The 16,071-nt window shown below is 44.9% G+C and carries 19 protein-coding genes and 2 pseudogenes; 6 read left to right on the plus strand and 15 right to left on the minus strand.

Going from position 1 to position 16,071, the window contains the following annotated elements; genetic code table 11:
• Window positions 1-11 precede the first annotated feature (11 nt).
• Both mciZ and AC0C66_RS04605 read left to right on the plus strand, forming a co-directional pair.
• Window positions 12-134, plus strand: a complete 123-nt coding sequence (mciZ, locus tag AC0C66_RS04600) for a Z-ring formation inhibitor MciZ (RefSeq protein WP_014114281.1) — start codon at window positions 12-14, stop codon at window positions 132-134.
• A gap of 62 nt (window positions 135-196) precedes the next feature.
• A complete protein-coding gene (locus tag AC0C66_RS04605) occupies window positions 197-1,117 on the plus strand; it encodes an aldo/keto reductase (protein ID WP_072182158.1) in 921 nt (306 codons plus the stop codon).
• Between the two features lie 31 nt (window positions 1,118-1,148).
• Here the strand turns inward: AC0C66_RS04605 and AC0C66_RS04610 are convergent, their stop codons facing one another.
• Window positions 1,149-1,373 (minus strand): YqkE family protein, encoded by a 225-nt coding sequence (locus tag AC0C66_RS04610; protein WP_072182176.1) that lies wholly within the window; start codon window positions 1,371-1,373, stop codon window positions 1,149-1,151.
• Window positions 1,374-1,536: 163 nt separating this feature from the next.
• Here AC0C66_RS04610 and AC0C66_RS04615 point away from each other — a divergent pair, with 163 nt between their 5' ends.
• On the plus strand, window positions 1,537-2,454 hold the full coding sequence (locus tag AC0C66_RS04615) for an alpha/beta hydrolase (protein WP_072182159.1): 918 nt from the start codon (window positions 1,537-1,539) through the stop codon (window positions 2,452-2,454).
• 35 nt (window positions 2,455-2,489) lie between these two features.
• Here AC0C66_RS04615 and ftsW read toward each other — a convergent pair whose 3' ends face one another.
• The 10 genes and pseudogenes from ftsW to AC0C66_RS04665 all read right to left on the minus strand — a co-directional run bounded on the left by ftsW (window position 2,490) and on the right by AC0C66_RS04665 (window position 10,105).
• Window positions 2,490-3,635, minus strand: a complete 1,146-nt coding sequence (ftsW, locus tag AC0C66_RS04620) for a putative lipid II flippase FtsW (protein WP_072182160.1) — start codon at window positions 3,633-3,635, stop codon at window positions 2,490-2,492.
• Window positions 3,632-4,789: a rod shape-determining protein RodA gene (rodA, locus tag AC0C66_RS04625; RefSeq protein ID WP_072182161.1), complete on the minus strand. Its 1,158-nt coding sequence runs from the start codon at window positions 4,787-4,789 to the stop codon at window positions 3,632-3,634. The genes ftsW and rodA overlap by 4 nt, the downstream gene beginning before the upstream one ends.
• 15 nt (window positions 4,790-4,804) lie before the next feature.
• Window positions 4,805-5,449, minus strand: coding sequence for a helix-turn-helix domain-containing protein (locus AC0C66_RS04630; RefSeq protein ID WP_061187596.1), 645 nt, complete (start codon window positions 5,447-5,449; stop codon window positions 4,805-4,807).
• 468 nt (window positions 5,450-5,917) lie between these two features.
• Window positions 5,918-6,157, minus strand: a complete 240-nt coding sequence (locus AC0C66_RS04635; RefSeq protein WP_003226554.1) for a YqkC family protein — start codon at window positions 6,155-6,157, stop codon at window positions 5,918-5,920.
• A 13-nt stretch (window positions 6,158-6,170) separates the two neighbouring features.
• The gene (locus AC0C66_RS04640) at window positions 6,171-6,494 is read right to left on the minus strand and encodes an iron-sulfur cluster biosynthesis family protein (RefSeq protein ID WP_072182162.1); all 324 of its coding nucleotides are present in this window, start codon (window positions 6,492-6,494) and stop codon (window positions 6,171-6,173) included.
• Entirely contained in the window at window positions 6,491-7,522 is a 1,032-nt protein-coding gene (locus AC0C66_RS04645) for a GNAT family N-acetyltransferase (protein ID WP_461845600.1), read from the minus strand. The genes AC0C66_RS04640 and AC0C66_RS04645 overlap by 4 nt, the downstream gene beginning before the upstream one ends.
• A pseudogene (locus AC0C66_RS04650) lies at window positions 7,515-7,860 on the minus strand (antibiotic biosynthesis monooxygenase family protein). The gene AC0C66_RS04645 and the pseudogene AC0C66_RS04650 overlap by 8 nt, the downstream one beginning before the upstream one ends.
• A 9-nt stretch (window positions 7,861-7,869) precedes the next feature.
• Window positions 7,870-8,340 carry a GNAT family N-acetyltransferase gene (locus AC0C66_RS04655; RefSeq protein WP_014114290.1) on the minus strand — a complete coding sequence of 157 codons (471 nt, stop codon included), beginning with the start codon at window positions 8,338-8,340 and terminating at the stop codon, window positions 7,870-7,872.
• Between the two features lie 191 nt (window positions 8,341-8,531).
• Window positions 8,532-8,870, minus strand: a complete 339-nt coding sequence (locus AC0C66_RS04660) for a YolD-like family protein (protein ID WP_014114291.1) — start codon at window positions 8,868-8,870, stop codon at window positions 8,532-8,534.
• Window positions 8,867-10,105 carry a DNA polymerase IV gene (locus tag AC0C66_RS04665; RefSeq protein WP_072182165.1) on the minus strand — a complete coding sequence of 413 codons (1,239 nt, stop codon included), beginning with the start codon at window positions 10,103-10,105 and terminating at the stop codon, window positions 8,867-8,869. Before AC0C66_RS04665 ends, AC0C66_RS04660 begins: the two co-directional genes overlap by 4 nt.
• 166 nt (window positions 10,106-10,271) lie before the next feature.
• Between AC0C66_RS04665 and AC0C66_RS04670 the strand changes: the two genes are divergently transcribed.
• The 3 genes from AC0C66_RS04670 (at window position 10,272) to AC0C66_RS04680 (ending at window position 12,449) form a co-directional block, all read left to right on the plus strand.
• On the plus strand, window positions 10,272-10,478 hold the full coding sequence (locus tag AC0C66_RS04670) for a YqzH family protein (RefSeq protein WP_061187593.1): 207 nt from the start codon (window positions 10,272-10,274) through the stop codon (window positions 10,476-10,478).
• A 528-nt stretch (window positions 10,479-11,006) separates the two neighbouring features.
• Window positions 11,007-12,239, plus strand: a complete 1,233-nt coding sequence (locus tag AC0C66_RS04675; protein ID WP_409508974.1) for an MDR family MFS transporter — start codon at window positions 11,007-11,009, stop codon at window positions 12,237-12,239.
• A 51-nt stretch (window positions 12,240-12,290) separates the two neighbouring features.
• Window positions 12,291-12,449, plus strand: a complete 159-nt coding sequence (locus AC0C66_RS04680) for a hypothetical protein (protein WP_165766225.1) — start codon at window positions 12,291-12,293, stop codon at window positions 12,447-12,449.
• Here the strand turns inward: AC0C66_RS04680 and AC0C66_RS04685 are convergent.
• The 4 genes and pseudogenes from AC0C66_RS04685 to AC0C66_RS04700 form a co-directional block, all read right to left on the minus strand.
• Window positions 12,446-12,832 (minus strand): VOC family protein, encoded by a 387-nt coding sequence (locus AC0C66_RS04685; protein ID WP_072182168.1) that lies wholly within the window; start codon window positions 12,830-12,832, stop codon window positions 12,446-12,448. The two genes, AC0C66_RS04680 and AC0C66_RS04685, sit on opposite strands and share 4 nt — an antisense overlap.
• 4 nt (window positions 12,833-12,836) lie before the next feature.
• Window positions 12,837-13,796 (minus strand): type I pantothenate kinase, encoded by a 960-nt coding sequence (coaA, locus tag AC0C66_RS04690; RefSeq protein WP_014114300.1) that lies wholly within the window; start codon window positions 13,794-13,796, stop codon window positions 12,837-12,839.
• A gap of 60 nt (window positions 13,797-13,856) precedes the next feature.
• A pseudogene (gene dsdA, locus AC0C66_RS04695) lies at window positions 13,857-15,213 on the minus strand (D-serine ammonia-lyase).
• A 78-nt stretch (window positions 15,214-15,291) separates the two neighbouring features.
• Complete coding sequence (locus tag AC0C66_RS04700; RefSeq protein ID WP_072182170.1) at window positions 15,292-16,071, minus strand: SDR family NAD(P)-dependent oxidoreductase; 780 nt, start codon at window positions 16,069-16,071, stop codon at window positions 15,292-15,294.

Genomic DNA, 16,071 nt, shown 5'->3' on the forward strand with positions numbered 1-16,071 from the left:
GGGGCTTCCTCGTGAAAGTGCACCGCATGCCAAAAGGTGTTGTCTTAGTCGGAAAAGCATGGGAGATTCGGGCGAAGTTAAAGGAGTACGGACGCACATTCCAATATGTAAAGGATTGGGTCTCTAAGCCGTAAAAGTTGAAACTTTAGCTCCTTTATATTACGGTCAATACAAAGCCTAAAAAAGGAGTGTGCACATGAAAAAGCGCAAACTGGGTACATCTGATTTAGAAATAAGCGAAGTCGGGCTCGGCTGTATGTCTCTTGGAACTGAAAAAAACAAAGCCTTGTTCATCCTGGATGAAGCGATCGAGCTTGGCATCAACTATTTGGACACAGCGGATTTGTATGACCGCGGACGCAACGAAGAAATCGTCGGTGATGCGATCCAAAACAGACGCCAAGATATTATTTTGGCAACGAAAGCGGGAAACCGCTGGAATGACGAAAGCGAAGGCTGGTATTGGGACCCTTCAAAAGCTTACATAAAAGAAGCCGTAAAAAAGAGTCTTGCACGGCTGAAAACGGATTATATCGACCTTTATCAGCTTCACGGCGGCACGATAGAGGACAACATTGATGAAACGATCGAAGCGTTTGAGGAATTAAAACAAGAAGGTGTGATCCGTTACTACGGTATTTCTTCCATCCGCCCAAATGTGATAAAAGAATATGTGAAAAAATCAAACATCGTCAGTATTATGATGCAGTTCAGCCTGTTTGACAGACGCCCCGAGGAATGGCTTCCGCTTTTAGAGGAACATCAAATCAGCGTAGTCGCCAGAGGTCCGGTTGCCAAAGGGCTCTTAACTGAAAAACCGCTTAAACAAGTGGCGGACAGCATCAAACAAAACGGGTACTTATCCTATTCGTTTGAGGAATTGACAAATGCCCGCAAAGCGATCGAGAATGTCGCGCCCGATCTGTCCATGACAGAAAAGTCGCTGCAATATCTGTTAGCACAACCGGCTGTCACCTCAGTCATTACAGGCGCCAGTAAGATTGAGCAGTTACGGGAAAACGTTCAGGCTGCAAACGCACGGCGTTTAAGCGAAGAAGAAATCAAAGCGCTCCAATCTCATACGAAACAAGACGTTTACGAAGCACACCGCTCATAACAGAAAAACCAGCACCTATATGGGTGCTGGTTTATTTATATTGATGCCAATCTATTTGGCTTTCATTAAGGAGCTCTTCAAAGCTTTTGTTTTTTTCTATCTCTTTTTTCTTTCTGATCTGTTCTGCTTTTTCTCTTTCTTGCCTCTTTTCTTCCTCTTCCTTCAATTGGCTCTTCATCTCCATAAGCTTTGCTTTGATGTCGGATTGAAGGTCGTCTTTTAACTGATGTTTGTCAGTGGATGTTTGTTTTTTCATGTACGCTTCCCCCGTGTTTTGTTTTGAGGCCAGTTTATCACGGAGCATATAGACCGAACAAGCGGACTCTCTTCTGAAAACTTTTTTGATCAGCACAGCACTGTTTAGGTATAATGATTTCAAGTATAAATTTCCTGTATTTAGTTGAAAGGTGCTGTGACTTTTGAAGAAAATCCTTTTGGCCATTGGCGCTCTCTTAGCCGCTGTTATCGCAATCGGAATTGTTTTTTCAAATATCATTCTCTTTATCAAGAAAAAGACAGATGAAGACATTATCAAAAGAGAGACAGACGACGGACATGATGTGTTTGAATCCTTTGAACGAATGAAGAAAACCGCTTTTGTGATACCATCCGCTTACGGGTATGATATAAAAGGCTACCATGTCGCACCACATGACACACCAAACACCATTATTATCTGCCACGGGGTGACGATGAATGTGCTGAATTCTCTTAAATATATGCATTTATTTCTTGATCTCGGCTGGAATGTGATTGTTTATGACCATCGCCGACACGGACAAAGCGGCGGAAAAACGACTAGCTACGGGTTTTATGAAAAGGATGATCTCAGCGAGGTTGTCAGCTGGGCCAAGAATAAAACAGGCCATCGCGGATTGATTGGAGTTCACGGTGAATCAATGGGAGCTGCGACTGCCCTGCTTTACGCTGGTGAACACTGTGATGATGGCGCTGATTTTTATATAGCCGATTGCCCCTTCGCACGTTTTGATGAACAGCTTGCCTATCGACTAAAAACGGAATACAGGCTCCCGTCTTGGCCGCTGCTCCCCATCGCCGACTTCTTTTTGAAGCTGAGGGGCGGCTATCGCGCACGCGAAGTATCTCCGCTTGCTGTCATTGAAAAAATCAAAAAACCGGTCCTCTTTATTCACAGTAAGGATGATGACTATATTCCCGTTTCTTCAACCGAGCGGCTTTATGAAAAGAAAACCGGACCGAAGGCACTGTATATTGCCGATAACGGTGAACACGCCATGTCGTATACGAAAAACCGGGACACATACCGAAAAACGGTGCAGGAATTTTTAGACAAAATAAAAATGCCCAAGTCTTAGGCCCTACCTAGTTTTTCAACAAAAAATGAGGCCTTCTATAAAAGATAGGCCTCACTTTTTTTACTTCGCTTAACGTGTGAGGAGATGTTGACCAATATCCCGGCTGAAATCAGCATGAACATTAACGAAGAACCGCCATAACTGACAAACGGAAGAGGAATTCCGGTAATAGGGAGAAGGCCTAAAACAGCGCCAAGGTTAAATAACGCTTGAATCATGATCTGGAAGGTAAGGCCGATCGCCAGCAGCTTTCCAAACGGATCATTGATTTGCACAGCGATCCGCACGCCTCTGAACATCATTAACAGGTAAGCCCCGATGATCATCAAGAGCCCGGCCCCGCCGAGTTCCTCGGTAATGACCGCCATAATAAAGTCCGTATGGGCTTCAGGAAGAAATCCCAGCTTTTGAACGCTGTTCCCCAATCCATTTCCCCAGAACCCGCCAGAATCGATGGCAAGGTAGGAATTGATTAACTGGTAGCCGTCTCCGTTTTCATCCTGAAAAGGATCCCTGAACGATGTCAGCCTTCTTAACCGGTACGGCGCCGTCATAGCAAAATATGCGATGCCGGCCCCGGCCATTGTCCCGAGAAGCAATAAATGCCGTTTTCTGATGCCGGCGCATAGCAGAACAGCTCCGCAGCTTAATAGGATCGAAACGGCGGTGCCCAAGTCCGGCTGTTTTAAGATTAGAAAGAACATGGCCGCCAAAATGAGCAGCGGGGGCATGACGCCCTTTCCGAAATTGGCGATGTATCTCTGCTTTTTTGCATACACGTAAGCAAAATAAATAACCATCACAAGCTTTACGGCCTCAGACGGCTGAATGATGAGCGAACCGAAATGAATCCACCTTTGAGAATTGTTTTTCTCCACCCCAATCCCCGGCAACAAAACGAGAATCAGCATCAAAAAAGAAAGCTTCACTAAAAACCGGATGAGTTTGCCGTAAGCTTTATAAGGGAAAAAGACGGCAGCCGAAAAAAAGGTCAAACCGATGAGCAGCCATTGCAGCTGCTTCACAAAAAAATAGCTGCCATTACCGTACTTTATATATCCGAGGGGGTAGCCGGCGCTGTAAACCATCAGCAAACCAAGCGAAGATAAAAACAGAACCGATGCGATCAAAACATAATCAAGCTTTTTTAGATGGGAAAGAATCACCCTAAGCACCTTCAATCCCACCCCCTGCCGAACATATACTGCTTAGATCTGATATTCACACTGAAAACGAGACCTAAAGCAATCATATTGGTCAACAGCGCACTGCCGCCATAGCTGATAAACGGAAGAGCGAGCCCTGTCACCGGCATTAATCCGATTGTCATCCCAATATTTTGAAACACTTGGAATATAATTAAACCTGCAACCCCCGCAGATATATAAACACCGAACAGACTGTTGGATCGCATTGCAATCCTAATAATTCTGTAGATCATCAGAAAATACAGACAGATTAATGTTACGGCACCCAAAAAACCGAACTCCTCACCAATCACGGCGAATATAAAATCGGTATGAGCCTCCGGAATTTTCCCTCCTTGAACTTGGACTCCATGGGTAAAGCCGCTTCCTGTCAGCTGACCCGATCCTATCGCCAATAACGACTGCGTCAGCTGGTATCCATATGTAGATGCATGTTCATGAGGGCTGAGCCAGCCATATATCCTATCAAGCTGATGAGGTTTAATGATCTTTGAAAACATCTCAAAGTAATAATTGTGCAAAAACGTCAAAAAGGCGATTAATGCTATGAATCCAAGTGACAGGGACATGATCATTCTGCCCGAAATCCCCGAGACCAGCATTAACGTGAATGCAATCGACAAAATCACCAATGCAGAGCCTAAATCAGGCTGAATCAATATGAAGAAAAACGGAATCATTGTGTACACCATGATTTTACCCGTCGGAATGATGCTCTCTGTGAAGGAGAACCTTTTATGCTGATATTGATTGAGTACCGAAGCCAACAGAAGAATCAAAATAATCTTCATAAATTCTGTAGGCTGGATTTCTAACACCCCGAAGCTTATCCACCTTTGTGAACCATTTTTATACGTTCCAAAAAAATGAACGAGAATGAGGAGAAAAACAGTTCCTACAAATAACCTGAGCGCCAATCGTTCGAGCAGCTCGTAATCGATATAAGCTGTTCCTGCCATTATGCCAAACCCGACAAGATACCAAATGACCTGCCGTTTGGCAAAATAAAAAGGGTCCTGTGTTTCATACTGCCCCGATCCGCTGTAAACAGCCAGTAAACTGATACAAAACAGACTAAATAAAATGAGCAGAAGACTGATGTCAATGTTGATTTGTTTTTGTTTCATCTTTAACATGCTCCATTATGATTTAGGTGACAATTGGTTGAAGACGAGTTGAATCGCTGCGGCGTCATCGATATAGCCAATCGGAAAAATATAATCCGGTATAACATCAACAGGAGCAATGAAATACAGCAAAGCACCGCCTATCAGCAGCATTTCACGCGGCGTCCCGCGACCCGTAGTAAATCTGAAATACATGTCTTGCAAACGGGTCAGGAAAGGACCGATGCCGCTGACTTTCTCGACTTTATGTTCAAACTCGTCCTGAATCGTACGCTTCCCTTCCTCTGTCTGAGAATATTGCTGGTACTCAGTCAATTTGCTTTTCAGCTCTTCCATCGTAAAAGACCGGTCATAGACATTTGAGGTTTGCAAAACGTCTTCAATTTCGTCAATTGATGAGTGAATATCCGGACGGTCGTTGTCCTGCTTCTTCTCCATTGTATAGCCTGCAGCCGTCATCAGCTCATCAAAAGAAACGCCAAGACTGTCTGAAAACCTTTGTAAATGGTTCAGGTTTGCTTTTCTTTTGCCATTGATGATTCTCGAAATGGTCGCTTTATCAATTTGTGTGCGTTCGCTCAATTCCCTTAATGATAAAGACCTTTTTCGTAAATGCTCTTTCAGTAGCGCTCCTAGCTGATTTTTCTTTTGTTCCTCCACAATCCTGTTCTCCTTTCACACTAAAAACTTATCAATCTATCAGCCTAAAGACTAAGACGGTATAATGATATAGAAGTGTTGTCATAATGTCAACGAATAACCATAACAGCCCGTAACACCTAGTGTTTCCCACTATGAAGTTGTTGACAATTAAACAAAAAAAGAGTGAGCTATAACTCTCACTCCTTCCTCTATAACGTCAAAACCCTCTTAGTTTTTTACGACACTCCAATGATTTTTCTTCTTTTGGCAGAGTGCCCATGAACATATGGATGTGGCTTTGCACGCTGTTACTTCGATAATCTCGATAACTTTTCTTTCACAACTCCTACGGCAGATATTTTGGTTGGCTAAGCAAACATCGCTAGCACCACGCTGGAAGCTACTCGGAACCTTAGACCTAGCCCGGGGTTTTCTGTCCATAATAAAAAAGCGAAAGGCCTCTTCGGGCTCTTTCGCTTTTCCATTTCACAAAACGTCGGTAATGCCATCCATATTTTCTCTGATCCATTCAATCGCAAGATCTATCGTTGTAAACTCCTGCGTTTCGAATGTCATTTCATCCTGCAATAGCCAAACATCTTTTTTGACGGATTCTGCTCCTCCAATTGACCAGTGGAGCAAAGTATAGGGATGGTTTTGATTTAGGAAGGATACCCACGTTTTATTTTGTGCTGTGTTCTTCATTGCCTTCAGCTTTTGTTCCACGTTTCGTATCTCCCTACTTTACTAATATGCTCATTCTGGGGCTGAGCATTTCAGCTGGGCTTTTCAGCGCCAGTGTTTTGGCTTTTTCATTGTAATCGATCGTCATTTGATCGTCAAAAAACACTTTTTGCGATGATTGGATATACAGCGGGATGCCGTTTGTTTCCAGCCGTTCGCACTGTCCCGTTAATTCTTCAGCCAGCCAGATTGTCGGTACACCGCTTACCGCACAGCCGCATCCTTCTGCATCGTAACGAAGCTGGGCTTTTTTTCCCGGGTTGGCGTCAAACGCCTGCTGCAGTGCCTGTTTTGCTGCATCTGTCACATGTATGTTCATAAGGTGAGACCCCCGTTTTCATCATTTTCGCAATTGTAGCATACAACGCTTCCATTCGCATTGTTTCTGCCTTCTTTCCATCGCTTTGCATTTTCTTCTGCAGTCTTGATCCAATCATCTTTCCCTTGTATGTATAGATTGATGCAGTCCGGATGCTGGGCAGCCAGCTGTTTTTTGAGAACGGCATATTCTTCCGCTATTTCTGGATGAGCTCTGAGATAATCTCTGAATAACAGGTGCCTTTCAATAGCAGGGTTTCCCTTTTCGTACATATGGACATGATGAGTGCGTTTATTTCCGCCCTTTTGGAAATAACGTCTGCCAGCTATGCCGTTTTCTCCTCTCGGTGTATAGCCGATAGCCTTCATTTGTGTATCATATTGGCTCACCGCTTCAATGCTTCTGACTTCAATTAATATATCAATGATTGGCTTTGCTGCCATGTTCGGGATTGATGTGCTTCCGATATGATGAACAGCAATGATCTCCGGTCCGAACACAAGCTTCAGCCGTTCTTTTTCTTCATCGAAACATTCCGTCCATTTTTCATTGTAGAGAACGACTTCAACTTTTCGTTCCGGATACAAATGAAAGACAGACAGCAATAGACCCTCCGCGGCTTTGACGGTTTCTGCCTTTTGAAATCCCGCCTGTGTATAGAGCGATACGGCCGGTGTATTTTTCTCAGCTGTGACTACTTCGATTTTCTCAGCGTCTTCGTTTTGATCGATGACAAATTGCAGAAGTGCTCGTCCAATCCCTTTTCTGAAACCGCTAGGATGCACCACAAGCCTGCAAATGGTGAGATGATGCATGTTTATCTCATATGAAATGACACCGAACAGTTTGCCGTCTTTCCGATATCCCGCAAACTGTTCATGAGATGCTTGAATATCCTTCGGCTTCTCTTGTAAGGCAGGAATACCGTCAAAACCGATAAGCTCCGCTTCTTTTATGTACGCGGGCTGCTGCACGGCAATAATCTCACGCGCTGTGATGTCTCCCTTATGCTCAAGAAATTCAATCATTTCTCTTCTCCTGAAAACAGCCGCTGCCTCTCGACTTTTGCGATGCGGACTGCATACAACTCGTACCAAACGCTTTTTCCTTTTTCTTTTGCCGCTTGATGTTCAGTGTGATGCTTCCAGTGGTTAATGGCGTCGATACTGTCCCAGTAGGAAACAGTTATGCCCCTTCCATCCGCTTCACGAACACTTTCGACGCCTAAAAATCCCGGCTGATCCGCCGCAAGCGATACCATCCGCTCCGCTGTTTCTCCATATCCTATGTCATTTTCGCTTTTGACAGATGAAAAAATGACTGCATAGTAAGGTGGCTCAGGTGTTTTTGATAAAAAATCCATCATATTTCCTCCTCATATGTTTTTGACAAACAGTACCTTATCTTGGCCCGGGCCATCGTAGTTTGCAAACACTGAGATGCCATTTACCGTTTTGGTGCCCTTTTCAATGTCAAATCCCAATTTTGTGTGATACGCGATTGATACCTTATTCACAGGTGAAGTGACGCATTTTACCCGGGTGCAGCCTCTTTGTTTTACCGTTTCAATAAAGACATCGTATAATTGTTTTCCAATTTGCATTTTTCTGAAATCCGGATGCACACCGGAAAAATGGATGTATGCCGTTTCAGGATCCGATTGCGATTGAAACCCGATTAAAAATCCGGTCATGCTGTTATCTTCAGATGTAATAAAGCTTGTGTCCTGAAAATGCTCAAAAAATAGTCTCGGCAATTTTTCTTTCAGCTGTCTGCCGCCCCACCATTCATTCATTACAGACGTTACCATTTCATAATCTGAAGACGTGATTGTTCGAATATCCATTACGATTTGATCTCCCTCCGTCTGGCAAAACGAATGTCAGCTCTTTTTTTCTCACAATATAAAAATTATATTTTGCCTGACTGGAATTGTAAATGCCTTCTTTCCTGTATCATACGTTTCCAGATTGCCGAGGGAACAATGTTTGGTATTTTTACACATATTTCTCCCCCCCAATGCAGGAGGGAGAAACGTTACAGCACAATATCAAGCACCTGATTAAGTTTCAGCTTATAAAGCTGATCCTCGTCTCCTTTTATCCATACTGTTTTTTCAAACTCTTCATAACGGCAGATTTTCCCGGTGCAGCGGACAATTTCACCGTCCTGAAAGCAGCTGACAGTGACATTCTGAGCAAACTCCATCGCGGTGCAAAGCGTTTGATTCATTTCCTCCAGCTTATCAGGATCAAGGATCGGCTTTTGCAGCTTCTGTTTATGGCGCTTTCTCTCAAGCAGGCTTTGTTTATGTTCCGGCAGAAACATCCTGCTCCCTTCCCACAGCAGGTTGCCTCTTTTTAAATGGTCATTCATTTATAGTGCCCTCCTATTTTAGCCGCACGTTCAAATGCCTGGCCTGCCGCTGTCAGTGACGCCGCCCTGATGATGGCTGTGTCGCCGAACCGGTTTTTAATGCCATCCATCACATAGCCAAGGCTCATTTTCTTTGCATAATCCTGAAATAAATTGAGCTGCCATATGTCATCAGATGAGAGCTGAGACAGATTGACCCCGAGGCGGCGGACAGGCTTCCCGTCCCAAAACGTAAGAAACAGCCGGCATACAGCCTCATATACATCCTGGGTAGAATTCGTCGGCTCCGCCAGCTTCACTTGCCGGTTGAAGCCCGTTGGCCAATCAAAATCAGCACCCCGGCAGCTCACTGACACCGTCTGCCCCATTATCCCAGCGTTTCGGCTTCGCCTGCACACCTCTTCACTCAGTTCCAGCAGTACGATCTTGATTTCTTTATCAAAGTGTTCGTAGTCTTTCGGGAGAGTCATTCCATGGCCAATCGCCTTTTGTCCGTCCAGAGACGAAGTTGACACAGGAGAATAGTCGATCCCGTTCGCCGTCATCCACAGCACATGGCCGTTAATGCCCCATTTCTTTTTTAAAAGATCGAGCGGAAAAGCCGCAAGCCCGCCGATCGTGCTGATGCCCATCCGGTTTAAATGATGCTTCATGCGGCTCCCAACGCCAAACATGCTGCCCACCGGAAGCGGCCACATTTCGGTTTTCATATTTTCTTTCGTTAAGGTAAAAATACCGTTCTTATTCTTTTTGGCAAAATTGTCGCACGCGATTTTGGCTAGCGCTTTATTAGGACCGATTCCGACCCGCGCATAAATGCCGATCTCCCGCATGATTCTGCCCTGAATGCTGTTTGCGATCTCTTCCGGCGTCCCAAACAGCTTCTGGCTGCCTGTAATGTCCATGAACTGTTCATCGATGGAATACGGCTCTACAAGGTCTGTATACTCCTCTAAAATGGCCGTAATTTGCAGTGATACATCAATATACCGCTGCATACGGGGCCGGAGCACAACAGCTTCAGGGCACTTTTCCTGCGCCTCCCACAGCCGTGAAGCATTCGCCACACCCTTTTGTTTCGCCAGCGGGCAGGCAGCCAATACGACTCCGCCCCTTTTTTCAGGGTCACCCGAAACAATGACGGGCCTATTTTTCAAATGTGGATTTTCCGCTTTCTCTACAGATGCATAAAACGATTGCATGTCAACGAGAAAAATCACTTTTTCTTTCATCATACACACCTCTAAAAAGAACTTATGTTCGTTTTTCTATTATATGCGAAAGTATGTTCGTTTTATACTGGTAAATCATTCTTGTCTGACAGAAAATATGATCCAAGGGTTTGAGAGAAGAAAAACATTTAGTAGAATAAAAGCGAAGCACAAAGATAGGAGAGTCATGATGGAGAAATTTGTCGAAAAAATGATGGGACAGGCACTGCGTCAATACGGCAGAAATGTTGCCATAGATCCGTTAAGCCCATATGAAAAACAAAGCCTGAAAGCAGCCTTAGAAGAGAGACGGGATGAAGAACCCGATGAGGATCTGCATGCGCATATAGAAGATATCATTTATGACTATGTCACCAACCAAGGGCTGTTCTCTTAAACGCAGGCCATAAAAAAAGAAACGTACAGCCCCTCAAAACTGTCTATTCTCAAGCGTGTCATCATTCAGAAGAGACACGGCCCCTTCTGCTGTTCTGCGGCTAATGTCGGCTTTCAGTGTAAATTTTGACCTCATGTCCGGCATCACTGAGCATTTCCGAAACTTGATCCACATCCTGATGGGTTAAATCACTGCCTGTAATGTTTCAAACGGACTTCCGTTTGCTTCCATGTTCTGCCGAATCGCTTTAAAACGCCCGGCATTCCAGCATCAATTAATATTGTGCTTTCACCACAGACATAAGCGCCGGACATATCGTCATTTTCCTTCCGAATGCTTTAACCTCAATTTCAACGATGTAAACTCCGTCAGCCCCGTATCCTCCACACATGGTATATTGCAATCCTACAATCAGACATGTTTTGTAGTAAATGTCAATAACAAAATATTTTGAATCCCCCATTGGAGAAGGAAATTTTTTCATATATGATAGAAAAAGATTCTTACATACAGGAGAGAATACGATTCATGAAGAAATGGAAAGATATCCACCCCATCAGCTGGACAATTATCATCGGAACCATTTTCGGCAGAATGGCAACATCGATGAGCATTCCTTTTTTAGCGATTTATTTAACAGCCGTCCAAGGCGCATCTGCTTCCTATGCAGGGCTGGTCATCGCCGCAAGCTCATCAGTCGGCATCCTTGCAAGCTTTTACGGCGGATATATCTCAGACAAATTCGGCAGAAAAAACATGATGCTCGTGTCCATTTTCGGCTGGATGCTGGTATTTGCAGGATTTGCGGCGGCATCTCATCTCTGGGTATTTTTTGTGGTAAACGCATTAAACGGACTTTGCAAATCACTGTTCGAGCCCGCTTCAAAGGCCTTGCTGTCTGATATGACAGAAGAAAAAACGAGACTGCTTGTTTTTAATTTACGCTATGCAGCTATTAATATCGGCGTTGTCTTCGGACCGGTGCTCGGCCTGTATTTCGGCTCATCGCAATCGACCGCACCCTTTTTGGTGCCTGCAGTCATTTACGGACTATACGGACTCGTGCTTGCCATCCAATTTAAAAAACATCCATCATCGTCAGCATCAGACCAACCCCGAAATATGAGCGTGCGGGAAGCGTTTATGGTGACGCAAAAGGATCATCTTTTTACAATTGCTTTGGTCGGCATTACGCTATGCACCTTCGGCTACTCACAGTTCAGTTCCACATTCCCGCAGTATATGGCGCAGAACCCCTTGATCGGCAATGGAACGAAGCTGTATGGGTTGATGCTGACATTAAACGCAATCGTTGTGTTGACGACGCAATTTCCCATCGTCCATTTTGCAAAACGTTTTTCGCCGCTTTGCTCCCTGATGCTCGGTAATGTGATGGTTAGTATCAGCATGGCCATTTTCACCATATCACACGGTGTTTCGTCACTTGTGATGATTGTGGTCACATTTACAATCGGCGAAGTGCTTTTATTCTCTATGATGGATTTGTTTGTAGACCAGATTGCAAAACCAGGATTAAAAGGCACTTATTTCGGGGCAATCGGTTTTTCACAGCTCGGAAACGTCATCGGCCCCTGGATCGGGGGTATATGTATAGACCTATTTGGCGCTGGCCGGCCGATTTTTATTTTTTCTGTTCTGAGCGGCATCACCCTGCTCGGCCTGCCATTTTTAGCGTTCGCCTATCGGCAGATGAAAATGGACATCACAAAACACCAAACCAGACTGGAAAAGCCACTTTAAATAAAAAAACGGGAGAGAATCAATCTCTCCCGCAACAATGAGGTGATGAACATGAATATAGGCGATATGATGTTTCAGCTTTTCGTATTTATTATGTTTGCCGCTGTCATCTTTGCAGCTGTTACAAGCTTCAAATATGCGAAGAACCGAAAAGCGCAGCTGGATCGCATTGAGAAAAAGCTTAACAGCCTGTCCGAAGATCACGATTAACCGCTTGGGGCAACGAGCTCTACCTTAATCCGGTCCGGATCCTCACAATAGACTGCATAATGCCCGTCTCCTCCGGCAAAAGGATGCCGATCTCGGTACAACACACGATAGCCTTTTGCCATCAATTTTCCGGTCATCAGGTCTACTTGAAGCTTGGATTCAGCATGAAATGCGAGATGGTTCAGCCCAACACGGCATCTGTGGTATTCCGGCTCTAGAAACTGCTCTTTCGCCTGCACAATCACAAGGTAAAAACAATCTTTCTTCCAACTGATGCCTGAGCTCCATTTTTGATACTCTTTATAGCCAAGTTCTTTTAAGAACCATCCCCAAAATCGTAGAGACGCTTCCAAATCAGAAACATACAGTTCGATATGATGCACGATATTATACCCGCCTTACCAGCACTTCCTCAACCTTATGCCCGTCTCCCTTACGCAAAATGAGATCTGACCTGAATTTAGTCGGCAAAATATTTTCATATAAATTCGGCCGGTTGACACTCTCCCAAATCGATGCAGCCATTTCGTCAGCCTCCTGATCAGACAAGTCTTTAAATTTATGAAAATAAGAATCGGGATTTTGAAAAGCTGTTTCCCGAAGCAGACGAAAACGCTCTAAATACCAAGTGAAAATCCGGCTTTCGTCCGCATCCACATAAATCGAAAAATCAAAGAAATCGGAAACAAAAATACGCGGATTTTTCCGGTCGTCCTCCAGGGTGGGCGACTGAAGAACATTAATGCCTTCAATAATCACAATATCGGCCTGTTCTACAACCTCGAACACACCTTCCTCGCGGTCATAGGTGAGATGGGAATACACCGGGGCCTTTACGCTGTCTTTTCCTGATTTTAAGTCATTCAAAAATTCGAGCAGCGCCTTTACGTCATAGCTTTCAGGAAACCCTTTTCGTGACATCATGTTTTTCTTTTTCAGCTCGGCTGTAGGAAATAAAAAACCATCTGTCGTGATAAGGCTCACTTTAGGGCGATCCGGCAAACGCGAAAGCAGCTTCTGCAATATCCGCGCCGTCGTGCTTTTTCCGACTGCCACACTGCCGGCGATGCCGATAATAAACGGAATTTTGGCTGAATGAGGGTGCTTTAAAAAAACATTGACATGCTTATTGCGTTCGGCTGCAGACTTAACATGCAAATGAAGCAGGCGAACAAGCGGAATATAAATCGTTTCCACTTCTTCAACAGATAGATAATCATTCAGCCCTTCCACGGCTTTTGCCTCTTCTTCAGAAACAGCAATCGACAAATGTCCCCCAAAGCCAGACCAAGACTCACGATTGTGTTTTGTATATAAAGTATGTAAATTAAGCTCTTTATTTTTCACTGTTTACACCTGACTCTCTGAAGGTTAAAACCCTTACAAAGATTGTAACGGAAAACCCTTTCACTGTCTGCTTATTTTTTCATTTCGTTTTCAGCAAATCTGCACCAATTCGGTTATACGCAGCCATTTCTTCTTTTGGAACCATGCTTCCTCCCGTTCCCCAGACGACATGTACAGCATGTTCCATCTTATGTTTCTGACTATAGCGTCTTCCTTCTTCAGTCGAAAAGAGCCGAATCGGTCCAAACATGCCGGCAAGAGCAGAGGGCTCTAAATATTTACTTTCAGAGACAGCCAGCATATGAAGCAAGGCATAAAGCGTATCGTCCTCTACGGTATAACAGCCGCTCAGCAGCGGTTCAATCAGCTTACCGACAAACCCTGACGGCCTCCCTACGGCAAGCCCGTCAGCAGCCGTCCGATTATCCAGGCCGATATCCTTGACAGAAATCTGCTCATGGAGTCCGGAATAAAGCCCTAACAGCATACATGGTGAATGAGTCGGTTCGCCGAAAAACACATGAACATGGTCTCCATATAAAAGCTTCAGCCCAAATGCCACACCGCCCGGCCCTCCGCCGACACCGCACGGCAGGTACACAAACAGCGGCGTTTCAGGTCCTGGCTGTATTTCCATACAGTCGAGCTGCGTTTTTAAACGGCTGGCGGCAACAGCATATCCTAGAAACAGCTGACGGGAGTGTTCATCATCAATGAAATAACAGAATGGATCTTGTTCCGCCTGCCGTCTCCCTTCTTTCACCGCTTCACTGTAATCTGATTCATACTCCATGACAGTGACACCCTTTTGGCGAAGGAGATCCTTTTTCCACTGCTTAGCATCGGCGGACATATGCACTGTCACGCGAAATCCGAGTGCTGCACCGATGATGCCGATGCTTAATCCAAGATTTCCTGTCGAACCGACAGCAATCGAATAGCGGGAGAAAAACGCGGCAAACCGGTCTTCCTGTAACATGCTGTAATCATCGGATTCCTGTAGCATTCCTTCTTGAAGCGCCAGCTTTTCAGCATGCTTTAATACTTCATAAATCCCGCCCCGCGCTTTAATCGATCCTGAAATCGGAAGCTCATGGTCGCACTTTAAAAGCCACCTTCCCGGAAATGGCTGCTGATATGCCGCTTCCAGCTTTTCCTTCATATGCTGCATTTCAAAAAGCGGAGACTCGATCATTCCTTTGGCATCTTTCGTCTCAGGAAACACCTTGGCAATGTAAGGGGCAAACCGCCTCAGCCTTTTTTCTGCCTCCGCTATCTCACTTTCCCACTCATCTGCATGGAATAACAAACCCTCTTTCTTGCCCGGATTTGCCCAGAATACAGGCTCTGCATCAATCAGTTTCTGAATAAACGGATCTTTGAGCAGAACATGAAGGGCTTCTTGATTGATTGACATTCAATGATTTCTCCCTTCCTCTACAAAAAACTGCCTGTGATTATGCCAACAAGCTTCTCACCACAGGCAGTTCCATCGTTATTTTTTCATAAGCACGCGTCCTGCCAGCTTTTCAACGAGAGCCGGAAACAGCTGATACAGCTTGGTGCCAGCATTCATTAAACGCGGAAGATTGATCTCCCGTTTGTTCGTGAAAATAGCAGCTGTAATTTGAGCTGCCACGTCATCAGGATCAAGCATCCAGCGGCCGACATTTTTGACATAGTCCCCACCTTTATCAGCAATGGAAAAAAAGTCCGTCTGAATCGGTCCCGGATTGACTGTTGTCACATGAATGCCGGTTCCCGCCAGCTCCATCCGTAAAGCATTTGAGTAGCCGAGCACGGCATGTTTTGTCGCGGAATAAAGGCTCGACTTCGGTGTTGCAATTTTCCCCGCTTGAGAAGCGATATTGATGATATGGCCCTTTTTTTGCTCAAGCATTTGCGGAAGCACCGCTTTTGTACAGGCGATCAAGCCGAAGACATTCACATCAAACATCGCTTTCATGTCATCTAGTGTCGAGTCTAAAACCGTTTCAAATATACCGAAGCCCGCATTGTTGATCAGTACATCAACCGAGCCAATCTGATCGCGTACACGGGCGATATCCTCTAGGCGGCCGACATCCAGAGGAAAAATCTCGCACTGTCCGCTCCATTCCTCGGTTATTTTCCTTTTTATTTCAATCAAACGATCCTCACGTCTTGCCGACAGCAGGACATGGGCTCCTTCAGCTGCGCATAAATATGCGATTCTTTCACCGAGTCCTCCTGAAGCGCCGGTTATCCAAATTCGCTTTCCCGCTATATGTTTCAC

The sequence above is a fragment of the Bacillus sp. VA13 genome (genome assembly GCF_055710085.1).